Source organism: Prevotella veroralis DSM 19559 = JCM 6290 (assembly GCF_000377625.1).
GTDB classification, from domain to species: domain Bacteria; phylum Bacteroidota; class Bacteroidia; order Bacteroidales; family Bacteroidaceae; genus Prevotella; species Prevotella veroralis.
The window spans coordinates 61,009-80,778 of sequence record NZ_KB898327.1 but is presented as its reverse complement, the minus strand read 5'-3'; the positions used below and the strand labels follow the sequence as shown (position 1 = coordinate 80,778).

Annotated in this window: 16 protein-coding genes; 5 read left to right on the top strand and 11 right to left on the bottom strand. The window is 37.6% G+C overall.

What is annotated here, in order from left to right; genetic code table 11:
- Positions 1–3: 3 nt before the first annotated feature.
- Positions 4–1,113, bottom strand: coding sequence for an MraY family glycosyltransferase (locus D464_RS0104000; RefSeq protein ID WP_026284631.1), 1,110 nt, complete (start codon positions 1,111–1,113; stop codon positions 4–6).
- A gap of 243 nt (positions 1,114–1,356) precedes the next feature.
- Here D464_RS0104000 and D464_RS0103995 point away from each other — a divergent pair, with 243 nt between their 5' ends.
- Positions 1,357–2,115 (top strand): glycosyltransferase family 2 protein, encoded by a 759-nt coding sequence (locus D464_RS0103995; protein WP_018910249.1) that lies wholly within the window; start codon positions 1,357–1,359, stop codon positions 2,113–2,115.
- A 642-nt stretch (positions 2,116–2,757) separates the two neighbouring features.
- Here the strand turns inward: D464_RS0103995 and D464_RS0103985 are convergent.
- The 9 genes from D464_RS0103985 to D464_RS0103945 all read right to left on the bottom strand — a co-directional run bounded on the left by D464_RS0103985 (position 2,758) and on the right by D464_RS0103945 (position 14,778).
- Complete coding sequence (locus D464_RS0103985) at positions 2,758–4,569, bottom strand: aminotransferase class I/II-fold pyridoxal phosphate-dependent enzyme (protein WP_018910247.1); 1,812 nt, start codon at positions 4,567–4,569, stop codon at positions 2,758–2,760.
- Between the two features lie 12 nt (positions 4,570–4,581).
- Positions 4,582–5,283, bottom strand: coding sequence for a LicD family protein (locus D464_RS0103980; RefSeq protein ID WP_024985896.1), 702 nt, complete (start codon positions 5,281–5,283; stop codon positions 4,582–4,584).
- Between the two features lie 23 nt (positions 5,284–5,306).
- Complete coding sequence (locus D464_RS0103975; RefSeq protein ID WP_018910245.1) at positions 5,307–6,233, bottom strand: hypothetical protein; 927 nt, start codon at positions 6,231–6,233, stop codon at positions 5,307–5,309.
- A 19-nt stretch (positions 6,234–6,252) separates the two neighbouring features.
- Positions 6,253–7,398: a glycosyltransferase WbsX family protein gene (locus D464_RS0103970; RefSeq protein ID WP_018910244.1), complete on the bottom strand. Its 1,146-nt coding sequence runs from the start codon at positions 7,396–7,398 to the stop codon at positions 6,253–6,255.
- 415 nt (positions 7,399–7,813) lie between these two features.
- Positions 7,814–8,869 carry an EpsG family protein gene (locus D464_RS0103965; protein WP_018910243.1) on the bottom strand — a complete coding sequence of 352 codons (1,056 nt, stop codon included), beginning with the start codon at positions 8,867–8,869 and terminating at the stop codon, positions 7,814–7,816.
- The gene (locus D464_RS0103960; protein WP_018910242.1) at positions 8,860–10,422 is read right to left on the bottom strand and encodes a lipopolysaccharide biosynthesis protein; all 1,563 of its coding nucleotides are present in this window, start codon (positions 10,420–10,422) and stop codon (positions 8,860–8,862) included. Before D464_RS0103960 ends, D464_RS0103965 begins: the two co-directional genes overlap by 10 nt.
- Entirely contained in the window at positions 10,422–11,465 is a 1,044-nt protein-coding gene (locus D464_RS0103955) for a chain-length determining protein (protein WP_024985899.1), read from the bottom strand. Before D464_RS0103955 ends, D464_RS0103960 begins: the two co-directional genes overlap by 1 nt.
- 62 nt (positions 11,466–11,527) lie before the next feature.
- On the bottom strand, positions 11,528–14,149 hold the full coding sequence (locus tag D464_RS0103950; RefSeq protein WP_018910240.1) for an SLBB domain-containing protein: 2,622 nt from the start codon (positions 14,147–14,149) through the stop codon (positions 11,528–11,530).
- A gap of 8 nt (positions 14,150–14,157) precedes the next feature.
- Complete coding sequence (locus D464_RS0103945; RefSeq protein WP_018910239.1) at positions 14,158–14,778, bottom strand: sugar transferase; 621 nt, start codon at positions 14,776–14,778, stop codon at positions 14,158–14,160.
- Positions 14,779–14,948: 170 nt separating this feature from the next.
- Here D464_RS0103945 and dinB point away from each other — a divergent pair, with 170 nt between their 5' ends.
- From dinB to pyk, 4 genes are all read left to right on the top strand, one after another.
- Positions 14,949–16,034 carry a DNA polymerase IV gene (dinB, locus tag D464_RS0103940; RefSeq protein WP_018910238.1) on the top strand — a complete coding sequence of 362 codons (1,086 nt, stop codon included), beginning with the start codon at positions 14,949–14,951 and terminating at the stop codon, positions 16,032–16,034.
- Between the two features lie 492 nt (positions 16,035–16,526).
- Positions 16,527–17,264: an FmdB family zinc ribbon protein gene (locus D464_RS0103935; protein ID WP_018910237.1), complete on the top strand. Its 738-nt coding sequence runs from the start codon at positions 16,527–16,529 to the stop codon at positions 17,262–17,264.
- A gap of 26 nt (positions 17,265–17,290) precedes the next feature.
- The gene (locus tag D464_RS0103930; RefSeq protein WP_036925121.1) at positions 17,291–17,635 is read left to right on the top strand and encodes a large-conductance mechanosensitive channel; all 345 of its coding nucleotides are present in this window, start codon (positions 17,291–17,293) and stop codon (positions 17,633–17,635) included.
- Positions 17,636–17,652: 17 nt separating this feature from the next.
- Positions 17,653–19,119 (top strand): pyruvate kinase, encoded by a 1,467-nt coding sequence (gene pyk / locus D464_RS0103925; RefSeq protein WP_018910235.1) that lies wholly within the window; start codon positions 17,653–17,655, stop codon positions 19,117–19,119.
- 190 nt (positions 19,120–19,309) lie between these two features.
- On the opposite strand, the gene D464_RS0103920 is transcribed toward pyk, so the two are convergent.
- Positions 19,310–19,756 carry an RpiB/LacA/LacB family sugar-phosphate isomerase gene (locus tag D464_RS0103920; protein WP_004384390.1) on the bottom strand — a complete coding sequence of 149 codons (447 nt, stop codon included), beginning with the start codon at positions 19,754–19,756 and terminating at the stop codon, positions 19,310–19,312.
- Positions 19,757–19,770 lie beyond the last annotated feature (14 nt).

The window sequence follows — 19,770 nt, the reverse complement described above, 5'->3', positions numbered from 1 at the left end:
GTCTTATTCAGCTTGGAAAGGAGACAAACCATTGCGTTTTATTCTAATATCCAATATGTAATTGAATGCGATATAACCGATGATGTCTATCGCAATAATCCATGTTACAAGGAGATGATTGAATAATAATGTGTTGATAAGGATGAATGTCATTGCAAGCAAGAGGATGCTGATTAACGTTTGACGTTGCGTCAGTCCGGCACGCATGAGTTTATGGTGTATATGGTTCTTATCGGGTCGGAAGAGTGGTTCGCGGTGTATTAATCGTACGATAATAACCCTGAAAACATCAAAGACAGGTACGAGTAGCAAGGTTACTGACAAGAGAATGGAATCCTTTTGATAAGGCATAACATGTGGATTATACATACAGAATTTAACCATCAAAACGCCGAGTATATATCCAAGTGTTAGACTACCAGAGTCGCCCATGAATATCTTTTGCCCGTCTTCTGCACTACCGAAAAGGTTGTGATAAAGGAACGGAACAAGTACACCCATCAGTCCCGCAATCAAGATACAATAGATTCCAATACGCTCACGGAGGAAGAGAAAGAAGAGTCCGCAGAGTGCAATAAGAACCAAACTAGCCGATAGTCCGTCAATACCATCTATAAGGTTTATGGCGTTCATAACGAATACGAGGATGCCAACTGTCAGTAACATGCCAACTACCATAGGCAGTTCTTCAATGTTCAAGAAGCCGTAGAGGTTATTAATATAGAGGTAAGAGATGGGCAATAGACTGGCAGCAATCACCTGCATAAGTAGTTTCATCCTTGCACGAATGCCAAAGATATCATCGATAAGCCCCGTTAGATAAATAATAGTAATCCCTACGCCAAAGAAGATACTCCATGGGCTTACGGCAATCTTACTGCCTTTGCTAGTATAAGACCATACGAGTAAGGCAACAATGGAAGCGATAAGCATGCTAGGTAGAAACGATACTCCACCTAAGCGCGGGATAGCATTCTTGTGTACCTTACGGGCGTTGGGCGCATCGTACAAATGCCTTTTCTTGCAAAAAGATAGTATTTGCGGAATCATAAAGAATCCACAGACAGCACTCATGGTAAAGGCGAATAAACTTATCAGAATGTAAATAGACATATTTTTTTGAAGTATTCTCTTATTCTATAAACTCGTTCTTTGTAATAATATTATATTTGTGTATTGGAATATTTTAAGCAGAGTTTCATTGCCTGTTCACGCTTTTATGTTTTGGAATTATCTCTTGTCTCATTTTCTTTTTGTACTTTTGCAAGCACGAGGATTTCCTCTTATTCACAATAAACCTATTGAGTGAAGAGTTTTTAGTGATGTGATTTGTAAATAAGTCTAATCTTTGTTTTAATGAAAGTATCTATTATCACAGCAACTTTTAATAGTGAAAAAACATTGCAAGATACCTTAGATTCTGTCTTGCGACAGGATTATCGCGATATTGAACACATTATAGTAGATGGTGAATCTACGGACGCAACGGTAGATATGATTCGTGCATACGCCTCTAAAACAACTTCTTATTCCGTGAAATGGGTATCAGAAAAAGACCGTGGTATATATGATGCAATGAACAAAGGGATAGCAATGGCGACGGGAGACGTTATTGGAATCCTTAATTCGGATGATTATTTTACATCAAACGATATAGTCTCTAAGTTGGCGAAACCATTCGAAGATGATACTTTAGAGGCTGTGTATGGCGACATACACTTCATTCATGACGGCGAACCAGATAAGATTACGCGTTATTACTCATCTAAAATCTTCTCCCCTTTTTGGGTTCGTTTCGGCTTTATGCCAGCCCATCCCTCATTGTATGTACGCCGGGAAGTTTATCAAAAGATAGGTTTTTACAAGCTCGATTATAAGATTGGTGCCGATTTTGAGATGGTTGTTCGCATGTTTTGTGTCCATAAGATAAAGTCGAAATATCTTAATCTTGACTTTGTTACGATGCGTAATGGCGGAGCGAGCACGAATGGTATTCGTAGCCACCGATTACTTTTGCAGGAAGATACTCGTGCTTGCCGAGAGAACGGAATATATAGTAATCAGCTCTTAATCTCGCTCAAGTATCTCTACAAACTCTTCGAGTTTAGGTTCTGATTTTTAGATGGATATTTTGTCTTTTTAGATAAGTTCTTGTGAAATTTGGGATCGTTCAGAAAATATTGTACATTTGCAGTGATATATACATAGGAAATGGCAACTGCTAACAGAATCAATCTGTCTCCGGATCGTTATGATTGGGCTATTCAACGTGCGGGTCTTACAGTAAATGGCTATATGGATAGCCATCCCAGAGTTGCTTTGGCATGCTGGGTGGCACGAAAGCACTTACGATTAAGCAGTTTGAGGACTTTGCTAAAAGCGTACATATCCCATTCGACTTCCTTTTTCTGGATAGTGTTCCTGTAGAGAGAATCCCTTTACCTGTGTTCCGGGGAGAAGCCAGACAGTCCCAGATAAGTGTTTTTAGTGCAGAGCGCATCTTGAGTGGAGTTGACAGGGAAGGGACGAAGATGAAGTCCACCTCCATCTATACATTTTTCTGTATGCGTGATTAATTCACTTCAGTTTTCAAAGTTGCTGTCACTCCTGTCACATAAATATACTTTGTAAACTTCTTATAATAAGGATATTATGTGAAATGTTAAAAGTGATAGCAACTTGAATCCTCTCTGATAAAGGTTTTTTATGAGAAAACCTTAGTATATTATTTTGTAGGTCGAATTTATAACAGAATGCCTAAATACTTTTGAGTGCGGCAACTAACCTGTCATTATCCTCTTTAGTTCGGATGGCAATGCGTATATAGTTTTTCCCTTTTAATCCATCTTTGTTGTCACAGTCTTTAATGAGAATATTATACTCATTAAGTAGTTTCTGGGTTAGCTGCTTTGATGTGAACCGACTTGTAATTTCAGTTAAGAAATAATTGGCCTGTGATGGGATAACATGTATGAAAGGTATCTGATCCAATAATCTTTTAAAACGTCGACGCTCTATGATGAACTTCTCACAAGCATGTTGGTAATCTTTGGTATATTTACCAAAGATTTGCATGTAAAATTCTGCAAAAGAATTAATATTCCATATTGCCACATCTTTTTTGACAGCATCTATTAGGTCGGAATCTGAAGAGGCCATGATTCCAAGACGTAGTCCAGGTACGCCATAACTCTTTGAAATGCTCTTTATGACTATAAGGTTAGGGTTAGATTTTAATATATCATCATGGCAAAGGCTGTTATGAGAATAATCATCAGTAAAATCTACGAAAGATTCATCTATTATAATCCGTATGCCTTTTTCTTTTCCCCATTGAATAAGATTGATTATATCGCTGATTGGTATAAAGTTGCCAGAAGGATTATCTGGGTTGATTATAAGTAGACTGCTTATTTCCTTATGGGCAAAGAAAGCCATCAAGTCATTTATATTGTATGACATGTCCATGTTCTGAGGAAGATATGCAATTATATCATCTTTATTTTTCCTATTAGGGTATTCCATGAAAGTCGGGTAGACAACTCCAATTTTCCCATTTATCATCCCCATCAAACTTTTGATTAATTCTGCTGCACCATTCCCTACAACTATATAACTCTGACGAATTCCCAAATATTTACCTGCCAACAGAGAGTTAACATACATTCCCGATGGATACTCTGTCAGTAGAGTGTCAAAATTGGCACGTAACTCGTCCTTCATTCGTTGTGGAGGGAAGAAAGGATTAACTAAATAGCAGAAATCTAATAATTTAGGGAATCTCCAATAACCTCCGTAACGCATCTCATATCGGGATAGGCTTTTTTCTTTTGGGGCAAAGATTGTTTCTGCAATATCAAGATCCTGTATGTCATCGATTTCATACCACTTTCTGTCTCCGATTGGTAATGCCTTGAAGTCTGAACCGTCAAGGAAAGTGATGATACGTAGTACTTGTTCATAGTATTCATTGTTTCCTATAGCTTCGCAGTAGGCTTTGAGGAAAGGAAGAAACCTATGTTTGGAAAAATCTTTGCTGAACTTATAAATGTTTACAGTTTTGTAATACTGGTCTGCCTCCTTGTAGTTGAAGGCTTTTTGGGGAATAAAGTTTATAATATTGTTTTCGTCATCTATGCGGACGACAGTTCCATCCATCCAAGATTCCCATTTTGCGACAAGGGCAAGATTAGGGAAAGGATTATCTATGATCATTTGCAATAAACTTTCCTCGTAGATGAGGTCTGATTCCAATAGAATTGTATCATCTTCTGATATTCTGTCTTGAGTAAGTGCAAGAGAATAAATATTGTTCGTCTTTTCGTAGACTGGATTGTCGATGAATTCTATTTTTAATTTGTCATTATAGCGCTGTCCTATGTGGGCAATAAGATTCTGCCCTTGGTAGCCGACTACAATGATAACACGTTTAATCTCCAGATGGGAGAGCATTGTTAAAGTTCTGTCAATCAGTTTGACACCATTGACGGACAGCATACATTTCGTATTGTCCTTTGTGTATTCTCCAAGTCGCCTACCCATTCCAGCAGCTAATATGATTGCTTGCATATTTCAATATGATTATTTGTTTAGTATAGTGTATGCTTTTTGTTTAAAGAAATTTATTCTTTTTCTACTTTTAATGTCTTGAATGAATTCTGTCATCGTATGTGGCAGTAATACCTTGATATATTGTATAAGAAAGGCTTTTGTTCTTTCTGTCTTGCTCATTTTAAAATTAAACATGGGGATAGGGGTGCGCCAATCCTTTCCATAAAGGAAGTTTAATAAAGCCTCACTTTCTTTCGGTACAGTATAAGATTCTCCTTGGAATTCTATTTGAGTCGTATTGTTTATATATTTTACTTCGCAAAGTTCACATATACAAGTAGCTAATCTTCTGTCTTTTGCATAGGGCGTAAAAAAATAGATATCAATATATTCTCCTTTACGCATTATTGACATAAATCCTCTCCTCTCAAAACGCACGACTTCAAAACCATTTTCTCTCAATATGAAAAGTATGTCTTTAAAACGTTCTAAGTCTGTAATTGGAAGTACGATATCAATATCTTCATCATGAGAAATAAAATCATGTTCTCTCACTGCTCCTAAGAGTGTACCAAAGAAAAGAATAAATTCTAAGTTGTGCGTATTGCATATGTGTTTTAACAAAGAAAGATTTTCTTTCGCCCTTTCTTTGTTAATAGGCTTTATGCCTGGATAGATGGGCACAAAGCGAAAAGAATAATTACCTTTTGATGTAGGAATATTTAATTTCATATTTAATTTCTGTTATTAGTATTTTATCCTCTGATCCATTTCTTTAGTATTGTTTTTAGACTGAATGGAATGAGTTGTAGTATAGTGTTCCTAAACGTATTGTTGCTCTTGTAAAAGCCTTGTTCAAAGTCTTCGTAAGGTACAACATATTTAGGGTGTTGTAGGGGAAATACTATTTCTTCATTTGCTTTGTATCGGCTTGGAATTGTAGATCCTGTAGTGTGGGTGGCATCTTCTCCAAATCCAATATTACTAATAAGACTTGTTTTTGGATATATTCCTAATTGATTATGGGCTGCCATCGTAAAATACCACTGCCAATCCCATGCGCTGACATAGTTATGCTCAATAGCTTTTATACGATATTTCCAGTAGTGTATATCTTTCCCATCATATCCGTTATTTTTAATGATGGATTTAAAATAAGGAGTATTTTTCCAATTCATGTTTAAATCCATATTTTTCCACGCACGTTTCCAGGTTGCCCAGCCATTCGTTGATTTGAATCTGCTAAAGCCATACGAGTCGGGGATAATAACATTTTTAATATAATTTGCAGCATCAATCATCGCAACACGTTCATCTTTTTCATATCTATCTAATAGTTCTTCTGCAAAAGGGAAAAAAGATTGTTGGAGGACACAGTCATCTTCTATTATAATCCCTTTCTCTTCGTTTTCAAATAACCAATTGATAGCTGTATATACACCCATGCAGCAACCTAGATTCTTTGTTCTAAATAGTGTTTTTACTTCGCATTCCCAATCTATTTGTTGAAGAATAGATTCTTGAGTTTCTTTTACCAATTCAGCTTCGCCTTTTATATTTTCACGCGCACCATCGCAAGCAATGTATAGTTTTGCTGGCTTTACTTGTTTTATTCGCTCAAAACTTTTTAGCGCAGTGTCTTTGCGTCGAAATATTATGAATAGAATAGGAATATTATACATGTGTTGTTTCGATTATTTATTAAAATACAGATGCCTTGATTGCCTCGAGGAACTTGTGACCATATTTTAGATCAGGCTCCACATAATTGCCTTCTCCCCATTCGTTCCATGAACGGAGAAATAGTATCTTATGTTCTTTTGGTTTTTCTTTTATTACTTCTAATGCCTCTTCTATATGCTTCTTAAAGTTTTCAGGGGTTGAATTGATGTAGATTCCTTCATGCTTTCCTGCTCTCGGAGTTCTGTCCCATTGTGGCATAATAGTGGGGTATATGTTATCCCATCTGTCTTCGGGAGAGAAGAAATGTTTTGTTACTTTTGCATAATCATACTTAAGTGAGGGAAACCAAGATATATTTTTTTGTAAAAGGAATCGTACTGTTCGTCTAATTCTACCTAAGGCAAGCATCTCACCTCGTGATTTCCCAAAAGAATTTAATCCATCAAAACCTAATGAAAGCATTTCTTTATACACTTCAACACTGCTTTTAGTATTTGGCAGAACCCTTTTTATACTTCCATCTGCAATCCTTTTTATTGTTGAGGTGTTGTTGCATATAGCTATAAAATGAATTCCTTTTAACCCATTTTCTTTTGCTAAGTTTCTCCACACTTCAATAAAGTTTCTTATATCTTTAAATGAATAAGGGTCGAATATTGCGAATAAAGGTTTTGCATCAACTGTGATGTATCGATGGTCTTTAAAAGCAGGCAATACAGTGTAGAAGTGTTGTCTATAATCTTCTTCACCTGGATATAGTTGTTTTGCTATCATTGCAGGTTTACCATTATTTTTCCATGTCTTTGTCGTCCAGTCATGGTTTGCCCATGCTAAGCAGAAAGGAAAGTCTGGTTTGCCAGAGTTTAAAACTTCCTGGAAAGGTCGCTCCAATAGTCTCTTATTATTTCCAAACCAGTAATGCCAATAGCAAAATCCCTCTATCCCAGCTTCTTTCGCCATTCGTGCCTGCTGTTCTCTTACTTCAGAGAGGCGCAAATCGTAAAATCCCAAATCAGCAGGTATTCTTGGTTGGTAATGACCCTTGAACTGAGGTTTAGCACTTGCGACATTCGTCCATTCAGTAAAACCTTTTCCCCATGCCTTATCATTTTCAGGAATAGGATGGAATTGTGGTAAATAATATGCTATAACTCTTGCTTTCATTTTAATTCTGATTAGAAAGATTTTGATTATTTTAGTGGGATTTTCTACTGCTATTGGATATGGAGGAATAGTCGTAACAACAGCATATGTGTGTTATGCCTAATAAGTGTATTATTTCCGATACGAATTTCTGGTTTATATAATTGCTGGCACAATGGGTAGCAAGCTGTACACCGCTTTCTATAACAACGTTATTACTGATATGTATGTCTTGTGTACCTAACAGAGCATATGGGCTCCACATTATGATATATTTTCCCAAGTATGCAAATTTATTTTGCACATAACCTGTATAAGGATTATTTTTAAGAGTATGAATACATTTGTTTATCTCTTCAGGATGAATATAGGAACATAATGTACCTAGACACTTGATGATATTAATAATAATTTGCTTCATTTTATATCTAATGTTTTATATTTTTACTAATTCTGATAATCCCATGTGAGGTAGGCCAAAGGCGTATAGCATTATACAAATTATAGCTATGAATAGCAAGCTTGCCCATCGTGGCTTAATAGTGTAATAAAGAGAACCTATCATATAAATATGTACTATGTAGTAAAGTTCACTAAGACGCAAAGACAAAACTGGTAAAAAACCCAATGATGTGTAAAGGAATAATCCTATTGCGTAAACTTTGAGTAATAAGGGTGCATACTTATTTTTTTCTGAAATTGTATTCTGGAATATTAGGAGAAAGTAAAATATGAGGATATTCAAAAGATATACTGGGTTAAGTAATTCCATTTCAACAATACCAATACCCTTTTCTGTTGTTTTTTGATAGAATGATAATTTGTCTCCAATAAGTGGGATGTTTGTATTGAATAGTATAGAAGTTCCTGTAAAATAAATGATATAACCCAAGGGGATTGCCACATATAAGATTAGCAGTTCCTTTTTGTTCAAAGGTTTGTTCCCCAAGAAGAGTGTTGGGAGAAGAGCTATTGCTGATACATGGAATAGAATAGCTAAAAAGATGAAGAGTGCGGCTTTTTTTCTTTTCTTTTCTGCAGTGTAAAGGATAGAGATAAGAAAAAAACCTGAAGCAACTCCAGCTCTAATCTGAGTTAGTTCATGAAGTTCATAAAAATAGCATAAATAGATAGCAAGTGATAGGATATATTGGTCAGAATATTTTTTAAAAGCCAGCATTTTCAGCGTTACTCCCATAATGGCATATACAAAAAAAATGGCATGTGGTGAGTCTGATATTTTATTCAGTAATATGGCAATCAAGATAAAAGAATATTCCATATGGCTTATAAGACTTGGACTGTCTGGATGTTGGTATAAAGTCGCATAATTTGGAGAGTCTGGATCTATGCCGATTTCACGGAAACCTGCAACAAAAATCAGTACAAATCCCATAAGAATGAAAAAAGGGAGTTGTGCATGCTTCATATATTTCTCTATGAAAGATACCAAAAGAGTGGAAATGAATATTACAGCAAGAATTAATCCCATTTTCTTTTTTTGATAATATATTGTTTTATAATCTTTCGCTCTTCATGTGAAGTGTTGATGAAGAATGCAATGAGTACTGTTAATATAAATGAAGAAATACAGACAACAAGTAGCTTGAGTATTACATTGTGGATTTGTTGATGAAAATGTAAAATAAAGCTATAAGTAATAGAGAATGTTACGATAGCTGGAAGAATGATTTTTATAAGATAATTAGATAAATCAAATTCCTGATATATTTTTTTCAAAATTATCAAACGAGCTATATGGGCTATGAAACATATTACAATCATTGTATAGAACAAATATGATGCTGAGAATCCCATTTTAAATAACATCCATGAGATAGGGAGACATAAAATAGTCATAGATTCTACAATCATTGAATATAGTTTTATCCTCCCTGTAGCCTGAACAATAATGGTAATAGGGTTATGCATTGTTAATATAATCTCAAAAATGATATACAATTGTGTGAAAGTGACCATATTATCTGTTATATCTCCTAACCATAAAGTGAGAATAGTCTTCGTTTCTAAAAGCAGTGGAATTGCAATACTTATAAGCAGGTTTACTAAGATTCTGTTATTAATAGAAAAAAGTGTGTCCAAATAGTTATGTTGTCCTCCAGAGTAAGCTTTTATCATTGCAGGACGAAATGCAAATACCATGCTATTACTAAGTGAATTCAAGGCATTATATACTTGGTTTCCAATATTGAACGCTGCATTTACAATTGGACCAAAGAAGATATTAAGTAGAATGGTGCTACCTTGTGTCATGCCCACTCCTGCAAGTGAACCATAAAAGGTCCAACCGGAAAATGATATTAACTCTTTCATCATTTTCTTTGATTTTATTCTTGTATAACGGCATTCTCTGTATTTACTTTTGGCGACAATGATATATGCCAGTAAATCAAACAAAGCTATGATGGTAAAGCCTAATCCATAGAAAATAAGACTATCTATTTGTGTGTTTTTGATATTAATTGCTACTATTAGTTTAAATAAGCAGTCTAAAATTGATATAATAGTGTAAATTTTCATATCTTCGTGAGCAAAGACAGCTCCCATATATGGAATCTGTAAGATACTAAAGATAAATGATATAAGAGATAGAATTAACAGCCATTGTGCAGCAGACTGCCTAATTAATGGTATATTTAATTGCGTGTTAACAAACCATGAGCCTAAAGTGATGCATATGATGAAAAGTAAAATAGATAATATAATGACTAAGTTGAGGCTTGCCGAAAAGATCTCTTTTAAGCGTTCATTTTTTTCTTTCCCCATTGCATAAGAATAGAAACGCTGAGTAGAAAGAGCTAATACGCCACTAAGACATGTACTTGCTGTTACAATACCTGCGACTGCGTTTAATATGCCATAATCAATAAGCCCTAAACCCTCCAATACACAGCGTACAGTATAAAGGTTTACTAATGTCATAAACAACATTCGTATAAATAATACAAATGTGTTTGATGCAATGGTTTTTATTCCATTTCCTTTTTTTCCTATATATTTTTTATCTTTTAGGGTGGGAAGCATTATTCAGCTAATATTATGTCACGTATTGCGTATATTGAAATAGCAAGGAATCCAATGAAGAGTGAGCCAAAAACGAACAGCATTCTCTTAGGTCCTGAAGGCTTGACGGGAACTTCTGCTCCCTGAATGGTTGTGAAGACTGGCGTATGCTCTTGTAGCTTTGCATCGGCAGCCTTAAGTTGTGCTACAAGAGTTGTATATGCATTATATTTAAGCTGCATATCATTCTCTAAGTCATTCTGTTTTAACTTGACGCTTTCCAGTACAACATCCATATCAGCATCACTAATCTTACCATATTCTTTACGTACTTTCTCATAGTCATGTTTTGCCTGGTTAACGAGACTCTGATAATGTTCTACATCATTTCTTAGCTTCTTTGTTCTATATTCAATAATATATTTTTGTAGTTGAGTTCTGGTTGCATCAGCGAGCATTTTTGCAACCATTGGATCTTGAGCAATGGTAGAGATACTTATGATTCCAGTTCTTTTATCTGTATTTATTTTTATATTACTTCTCATACCTTCTACTATGGAATTGTCTTCTTTTGAGAGTTGGTATGGATTAAACTTTCCTGGAACTAGGTTTATAGAGTCCTTATGTGATATCTTTTTTGTTATCCATACTTGAAGTTTCTCCCACCATGTTGTTTTTGTGTTATATTTAAGATAATTATAATAATCTGTATGGACTTTTTTATCAATGGTTGTTACGTCCACTTTGAAAAGTGCTGTTGCAAAGCCATTATCTTTCATGAGGTCTGGGTATAACAACGGAGAGATAGCATCAGTATTTTTCCCCGTTGGTAGATCAAATCCAAATGAAGACGCAATATCCCCAAGGGCATCTGCATCCAGACCTGCACTTGCTTCTGGAGCCATCGCAGTTTCACTTGTGTACGTTCTTGGTACACAGAGAATGATATATGATGACAATACGATTACTATTGGTAAAGTTATAAGATATAGTTTCTTATGTTCTTTAATCTTTTTAAATACCAATCGTAAATCTATTTGTTTGGCTGTATCTTCGTATTCCATAACCTTACGCTATACCTATATATACTTAATATTTATGGAGGTGCTCAATAGGATTCTAATTTTTATTTCACCAAATTCGCAATCGTAGCGATAACGGCTGCAATACTAGCAGCACTGGAACCTACACTAAGAGTCTCTGCCAAACTCATTTTGCTTTGAACCTTTGTAGGGACTATAATCTCGCAACCAGGACGTACTTTGGCGTTGTGTCCAACCTTTGCTAAGGTGCCATTCATATAGAGAATGTATGTCTGATTCCTCTTGGCATCACTGGCAAAGCCACCTGCTTGATCAATATAATATGCGACACTCTTACCTTCAACATAACCGACAGAGTTTGGATACATAACTGCACCATTAATCTTAACAGTACCATTGTATTGGGGAACGATAAGTCTGTCACCTTCTCTTAGCACAATGTCTGCATCACTACCTGGGTGTGCAATAGCTTTATCAAGCTCTATTCCGACAGGATACGTGTCAGGTACTTGGAATTTAACCTCAACTTGCTTGGTATTTTCTTGCGCCGCTTTCAACACGGAAGCGTCCTTTGTCCTTATAGCTAATTGCATCATGTTTTTACTTTGTTGATCCATTTGAGTCTTATAAGCAGCCTCCATTCTGCTTCGTTCGCTAGGTGTCGGACGTCGTTCTAGACGTGCCCCCTTGATATATGCAAGGTCTGTTCCACCACCAGCAGCTTTAAAGACATCACTTAAACGCATCTTACGTGAGGTGAGGGTGTACTTTCCTGCAAAGACAACTTCCCCTTCAACAGAAACATTCTGTTGTGTTGTGGTTCCTGGACTCTTACGAACATAGACCTCGTCAAAAGGCTCTAATACGAATCCTGGAGCACCATCTATAACAAAACCATCACGGAGAGCAAAGGAATAAGTGCGTGCAATAATAGAATCTGGTGCAAGTGCTTGTGGATTATTAATGCGTCGCGATACATCCACCCTTACTGTTGAAGCTGTTTGTTTCAGTCCTCCAGCTTGCAAGATAAAGTCTTCTAACGATTCGTTATCAGCGTATGTATACACGCCAGGATAGAGTACTTCGCCATGAATGGTAATTGTACGCTGCTCTTGTGCTTCTGTTTTTGTAGGAATAAAGAGCACATCCTCATTTTGAAGAGGAATGTCGGCAACACGTCCAGTAAGGATTCCATCAATATCAACTGATATTACCTCTAAGGTGCGATCTGCTTTCTTCCTGTGTAATACGGCATGAGGAGCGAAAGCAACTTCGGTTAGTCCATCGGCAGCTTCAACCAGTTCTCGAATACTATTGATACGTCCTCCCACTTCATACATGCCTGGACGGAACACAGCTCCCTTTACCTCAACCATATTCTCATAACGAGGTATAACCGAATCAACGCTGACAGAGTCTTCATCAGCCACTCGGAAACTACGCATGTCAAACTCGTTAACGTTAAAGATAGAATATTGCCGACCTGTTTTACGGCGTACTCTAACCGAACGAGTATAAGCATCGCCAGCGAAACCACCAGCATAACTAATCAAAGTTCCGAGGCTCTCGCCACGTTTCATTTCATAGAACATTGGACGTTTCACCTTTCCACTAACCTGAGCAAGCATTTCGTAAGGACCAACAACAATCACATCGTTATCAGCTAAACGTACATTTCCACTTAAATGACCACGACGCAAGAAGTCATAAACATCCACAGTACTGATGAGTGTCCCATTTCGATATACCTTAATATTACGTAATGTACCGAGTTCACCAATACCACCAGCCATATACAAAGCGTTGAATACGGTGGCAAAGGCAGAGAGTGTATAAGTTCCTGGGGTCTTTACTTCTCCAACAACGTTTACCATTATGGTATGTGTCTGACCGACAGAGAGACGGATACTAGAACTACTATATCTCTTCCCGAGTTTCTGCTTAATACGATTATTAGCCTGTGCAACAGTCAGTCCGCTTACTTGAATAGGCCCAAAACCATCTAACGTGATGATACCATCAGGGGCTACTGTTGTTTGATACGACTTCTGAGAGGCTCCATAAACATCAATGAATACAGCATCGCCAGGTCCAATTCGATAGTTACGAGGTAATGCCATGTTCATATTCGGTTCGAATGATAGACTCTTATTATTAAAGATATCGCGCCCCCAAACCTTCTTTCGATTACGACTTAATTGCTTCAAAAGATTCTCATACATCATTGCTGTGTCTTGAGGCATCCAATCATTCATTTCCGATTGCATCTTCAAATAGTCACCATCATTCTCATCATACGTATGTTGCCACGTCTGATTGTTTGATATTCGACCATCAGAGTACTGGCTCATCTTTTGCTCGTTATCATTATAATCTTCGAGTGTGTTCTCTGCAATCTGACGTTTGTTCTGCCCCGGACGCTTCTGTCCGTTATTACTACGACTACGATCGCCAGTATTGCTTTCTGGCGCAGCTCCGAAAGCAGCATTGCCCTTTTGCATCTTTTCGTATGTGGCTCTCACACGTCTAATCTGTGATATATCAACACCGCTCTGCATCAGTTTGGTTACAATCTGTGCCTGTGATGTTCCACGCTTATGCTCCTTCTGAACAAACTCCAGAACCTGTGTGTCCGTCATAGACGACTGCGCAAAGCCGCTTAGCGAGCATATTGAGAGTAATACGAATAGAATATATTTCTTCATTTCTTTTGTTAGAATTTCTTGCCAGTGATAATATTAAGAATAGTTTTAATAACAATGATAAAGTCTAACCACAATGACCGATGTTCCAAATAATGGATATCCATCTCCATACGTCGTAGCATTTTCTCCATTGTGTCAGTATATCCATTATAAAGTGTAGCCTCTGATGTCAATCCCGGTTTCATCTGATAAATCAGGTTATAGCGGTCTGTATGTTCCTGTATCTTATTGATAAAGAACTGACGTTCCGGTCTCGGACCAACGAAAGACATGTCTCCACGAAGAACATTCCATAGTTGTGGCAACTCATCCAAGTGATGATTTCGGAGGAACAACTCTAGTCGTGTAGAATTTGCACCATCACTGTTTGCAATAAGTTGAGGTCCTTCTTCTTCCACAACACTACTCATTGTGCGGAACTTATAGATAATGAAAGGTTGCCCTTTGTATCCTATTCTGACTTGTCGAAAGAATACCGAACCATTGTTTTGATATGTTAGTAAGAGAATAACAACAATGAATAATGGAGAACAAATTATGAAACCAATGAGCGATGATATAATATCAAATGCTCGTTTGAGGCTGCGTTGTAGCTTCCCCATGGCATCAATATTAGTTGACATGTCCATTTCGTCTCGTGTTAGGCTCGTTTGTATAGTATAACTCAACTTTGGTTTATTTATTATAGTGTTGTCTTTGTTATTTCGTTGCAAAGGTAGCTTTTTTTATTTATTTATAGGTTAGAAATGTGCATCTTTCTACACTTAGCAGTATCTTTGCGCATGAATCAGGGTTAATAATGCGTAAAATTATTCATATAGACATGGATGCTTTCTTTGCTTCAGTTGAACAAAGAGACAATCCCGAATTGCGTGGTAAGCCCATAGCTGTTGGTTATGATGGACCACGTGGAGTAGTCTCTACTGCTAGTTATGAGGCTCGTCCCTATGGCGTTCATTCGGCTATGTCCATCGCACAAGCTAAGCGTCGCTGTCCTGATTTAATCATTGTCCCATGTCATTTTGAAAGATATAAGGAGGTTTCGAGGCAAATCCATGAAGTCTTCCATGAATACACCGATCTCGTGGAACCCATCTCTTTGGATGAAGCCTTTCTTGACGTGACGGAGAATAAGAAAGGAATAGCACTCGCTGTAGACATTGCAAAAGATATAAAGCAGAAAATATTTGAACGTACTTCATTAACGGCTTCTGCTGGAGTTAGCTATAACAAGTTATTGGCAAAGATAGCTTCTGACATGCGCAAACCCAATGGTATTTATATTGTTCATCCCGAACGAGCAATGAACTTTATTGCTCGTCTCCCTATCGAGAAGTTGTGGGGTATAGGTCCGAAAACAGCTATTAAGATGCACGAAATGGGAGTCTTTACGGGCGAACAATTACGTAAAATCTCTTATAACCACCTTGTTCAGGTCTTTGGAAAGATGGGGAAAGTTTATTACGATTTCTCTCGTGGAATCGACGAACGCCCTGTAGTCATTAGCCGGGAACGTAAATCAGTCGGTTGCGAACGCACATTTCTAGAGGACTTACATGTTAAATCGAAAATTGTCATCGAACTTTACCATATTACAATAGAACTAGTTGAGCGATTGAGCAGGAGTAAGTTTGAGGGTCGAACGCTCACTTTGAAGTTAAAGTGGGATGCAACGACTCAGATAACACGTAGCTTGACACAAGAGAAAATATTACGAACAAAAGAAGATATACTCCCACTTGCAAAACAATTACTCAGAGAAACGGAATATGAAACTCGCCCCATTCGTTTAATGGGTCTATCTGTTTCTTCCCCAACGAATGATGAAATTGTTGAGGAGAAACTCCCAATATGGGTAGAAGGTTTCTTACCTTTTGAAAAATAATTCTTATCTTTTTGAAGTGCCTTAAGTATTTATACCTAATATAATTCCACCTATTACAATTTAAATTAACCCTGTTCGCACTCTTTGTCCAATAGGTTTCCGCATTCTTTATCACCCGTTCCCCATTCCTTTCTCACGCTTCTTGCGTCTTTCTCATCCGTACCTTTTACTTGTCTCATCGTGATGAAACTAGTGTCTCATCATGATGAAACCAGTGTATCTTCACGATGAAACTTGTGTCTCATCACGATGAAACTAACTTTATGTGCGTGTGTAAATGATGCGCAACACGTTAGAAAGAAATGGAGAGCAGGTGATAAATAATGTTGGAACAGGTGGAAAACGATTCGCAAACAGGTGAGAAAACTGGGCAAACCTGTTAAGCTAATCGGATATAATCTTCGTTTATCTCCCATATCTGTTGGCTATATTATTGGTTAAAACATTTCCAAGTACGGAATAAAATATTTAATTTTGCAGAAAAATGAGCTGATGCAGTATCAAGTAACTTGTAATAAGTGCCATCGTCCATTCACTATTAACAGTGAAGGAAGTGATAGAATACATTGTACTTGTCCTTATTGTGGGCAGTCGTTACTTGTTAATTTGCCCACTGTTGCTCAACCCGTTACCCCCTCTGTACAGCCAACTCTCTATGATGTGCAAAAGAACGAAGGAGCTAGTGCCTCAACGAAAATACTATTGAGCATTCTCATTGTTCTACTTCTTGGTGGTTTGTCCGTATTTGTTTTTATTCAATGGCAACAGCATCAAGAGAGTGAAAGAGAGCTTTTGGCAGCACAACGTAAAGCTCATGCAGACTCTGTTTTGCAAGTTCGCGCTAAACTGCAGATGCAGGAAGCAGCAGCACAGCGCAAGACGAATGAACAAAAGTCGGTGTGCCGCTTTTTGGATTCATTCTATCGGAAGGCGGTCTTTACATCAGGTGATCCAAGCTATTATGTACGTTACCTGACCCCATATTGTCGGCAAATGATATTCGGCGTAGATCCTTTTGGTGAGGATGAAGATGTCTGGAATGAATGGTGGGCAGCTTTTGGGGATCCTAGTAGTGGGGACGACTTTGATGAGATGAGGCGCAATTTACAGGTTACACCATTGGATGATAATTGGTATAAAGTACGCCTATCAGAACATGGTGTAACGGTATTCAGGAAGATAAAAGTTAAAGTATCAGATGGACATGTACTTATTGATGACATCAGATAAAACGAAAGAAAGGAGGTTCTCAAAGAATGCAGTTTCAAATTGTTTGTAAGCATTGTCATCGTTCTTTTGTGATAACATCGGAGGGAGGAAAGACTTTGCGATGTAATTGTCCTTATTGCGGTGAAAGCATGATGGTTGCTACTCCAAGCGAAGAGCAGTCTTCTCAAAATATATCCAGAGAACAAGTTGTAGACAAGCAGCCACCTATTACTATGGGTAATGGCTATAACAAGGCAACTACTCAAACGAAACACGGCAAGTTTATAAGTGGAGTGGGGAAGATGACAATCATCGTGTTTACGATTGTGTTTGTTGCTATTCTTGCCTTATCTTCACTCTTATATATTATATTTTCAGCGATGTCGAATTAAATAATAATACTCAAGTTATGAAACAAACAAAGATAGTATGTTCAATTAGCGACCGACGTTGTGATGTCGATTTCCTTAGGAAGCTTTTCTTTGCGGGTATGAATGTTGTACGTATGAATACGGCTCATGCCACTCCTGATGGTATTCGTGAGATTATCCGCAATACGCGTGCTGTGTCTCCACACCTTGCTCTGTTGATAGATACAAAAGGTCCAGAAGTAAGAACAACGGGCACAGATAATCCTATTCATTATAAGGCGGGGGATATGGTAAAGATCTTTGGTCGCCCAGATATTGATACAACAAAAGATATTATAAACGTATCTTATCCAGACTTTGCTCGCGACGTAAAGGTGGGCGATCATGTGCTTTTTGACGATGGAGCATTGGATATGCTGATTGTTGAGAGTGCTGGCCCAATGTTAGTTGCACAGGTTCAGAATGAAGGCGATTTAGGCTCACATAAGAGTGTAAATGTACCTGGAGAGCATATCGAACTACCAGCTTTGACAGAGAAAGATAAGCGTAATATCCTGTTAGCAATAGATGAAGATATCGACTTTATTGCACACTCTTTTGTTCGCTCTGCAGCTGATGTCTTGGAGGTTCAAAAGATACTTGATGAGCATAACTCGGATATTAAAATCATCTCAAAGATAGAGAATCAAGAGGGCGTTGATAATATAGATGAAATCATTGATGCCTCTTATGGTATCATGATTGCGCGTGGTGACTTGGGGATTGAGGTGCCTATTGAGTTGATTCCAGGCATTCAGCGTAGTATCATCAACAAGTGTATCTTGAAGAAGAAGCCTGTGATAGTGGCTACTCAGATGCTTCACACCATGATTAATAACCCTCGTCCTACTCGTGCCGAGGTAACAGATATTGCGAATGCAATCTATAGTCACACAGATGCTTTGATGTTGAGTGGTGAGACAGCAAGCGGTAAATATCCTGTTGAGGCGGTACAGACAATGGCACGTATAGCAGAGGCTGCGGAGGTTGATGCACACAAGCGTGGGCATATCAACGTACCGATGACAAACCTTAATGACCAGCGTGAGTTCTTGTCAAGAAGTGCTATTGAGGCAACGGAACAGTTGGGCGTGAAAGGTATCGTAACCGATAGTGAGACCGGTTTAACAGCTCGTAATCTTGCTGCTTTCCGTGGTCCTAACCCTGTATTGGCTATCTGTTATAAGGAGAAGGTACAGCGTTGGTTGAACCTTAGCTATGGTGTTATTGCCATCTACCAACAGCAACACAAGTCTAGCCAAGAGATGTTTACAGCTGCTTTGAGAATGTTACGTCAAAAGGGTTACATCGATTTGGAAGATAATATTGCTTATCTTTCAGGCTCTTTCGGAGGTAGCGGAACAACCTTCTTAGAGATTAATAAGGTGGGAGAAGTGTTTAATCGCAGTTATCGTTTCCACTTACCAGAAGAAGAAACACTCCCTGTTGAAAAAGACGAGAAGTAATTATTTGATATATGGAAAAGGTGTTCAAAATTGTTTTGAACACCTTTTTATAGCCTATTATATCTTTTCTTTTTTAAAAGACTAGTATTTCTTTCTTTAATTTGCTACTAGTCTACTTTAACAAGAAGGGCTTATTACTATTATAATTATATATTCCTCTTGAAATTTTAAAGATATGTTTCTGTTCTTTTTAACCTTCTTGAACAGGAATCTTCTTCACACGGCGTTCATGTCTACCACCTTCAAAGCTAGCCTTGAAGAACTCATCAAGGATCTTCTCTGCCGTCTTGTTATCAATGAAACGACCAGGGAGAACAATCGCATTTGCGTCGTTATGTTGGCGAGTTAATTCTGCCACATCTTTATTCCAAACTAATCCTGCACGTACACCTTGATGCTTGTTTAGCGTCATTGCCATGCCTTCACCACTACCGCAGATGGCAATACCAGGATAGACCTCACCACTTTCTATAGCTTCTGCTAATGGATGAGCATAGTCTGGATAATCACAGCTTAAATCGCTATTACAACCAAAGTCCTTATATGCATACTTGTGTTGTTCCAGATACTGGATAACAAATTGCTTCAATGGAAAACCTGCGTGATCGCAAGCTACTCCTACTGTCTTTATTTCCATAAGCTGTTTAGGTT

Bases quoted from the DNA above. Each gene is read 5' to 3' on its own strand.
- D464_RS0104000 (WP_026284631.1), bottom strand. From the start codon at position 1,113: ATGTCTATTTACATTCTGATAAGTTTATTCGCCTTTACCATGAGTGCT.
- D464_RS0103995 (WP_018910249.1), top strand. From the start codon at position 1,357: ATGAAAGTATCTATTATCACAGCAACTTTTAATAGTGAAAAAACATTG.
- D464_RS0103985 (WP_018910247.1), bottom strand. From the start codon at position 4,569: ATGCAAGCAATCATATTAGCTGCTGGAATGGGTAGGCGACTTGGAGAA.
- D464_RS0103980 (WP_024985896.1), bottom strand. From the start codon at position 5,283: ATGAAATTAAATATTCCTACATCAAAAGGTAATTATTCTTTTCGCTTT.
- D464_RS0103975 (WP_018910245.1), bottom strand. From the start codon at position 6,233: ATGTATAATATTCCTATTCTATTCATAATATTTCGACGCAAAGACACT.
- D464_RS0103970 (WP_018910244.1), bottom strand. From the start codon at position 7,398: ATGAAAGCAAGAGTTATAGCATATTATTTACCACAATTCCATCCTATT.
- D464_RS0103965 (WP_018910243.1), bottom strand. From the start codon at position 8,869: ATGGGATTAATTCTTGCTGTAATATTCATTTCCACTCTTTTGGTATCT.
- D464_RS0103960 (WP_018910242.1), bottom strand. From the start codon at position 10,422: ATGCTTCCCACCCTAAAAGATAAAAAATATATAGGAAAAAAAGGAAAT.
- D464_RS0103955 (WP_024985899.1), bottom strand. From the start codon at position 11,465: ATGGAATACGAAGATACAGCCAAACAAATAGATTTACGATTGGTATTT.
- D464_RS0103950 (WP_018910240.1), bottom strand. From the start codon at position 14,149: ATGAAGAAATATATTCTATTCGTATTACTCTCAATATGCTCGCTAAGC.
- D464_RS0103945 (WP_018910239.1), bottom strand. From the start codon at position 14,778: ATGGACATGTCAACTAATATTGATGCCATGGGGAAGCTACAACGCAGC.
- dinB (WP_018910238.1), top strand. From the start codon at position 14,949: ATGCGTAAAATTATTCATATAGACATGGATGCTTTCTTTGCTTCAGTT.
- D464_RS0103935 (WP_018910237.1), top strand. From the start codon at position 16,527: ATGCAGTATCAAGTAACTTGTAATAAGTGCCATCGTCCATTCACTATT.
- D464_RS0103930 (WP_036925121.1), top strand. From the start codon at position 17,291: ATGCAGTTTCAAATTGTTTGTAAGCATTGTCATCGTTCTTTTGTGATA.
- pyk (WP_018910235.1), top strand. From the start codon at position 17,653: ATGAAACAAACAAAGATAGTATGTTCAATTAGCGACCGACGTTGTGAT.
- D464_RS0103920 (WP_004384390.1), bottom strand. From the start codon at position 19,756: ATGGAAATAAAGACAGTAGGAGTAGCTTGCGATCACGCAGGTTTTCCA.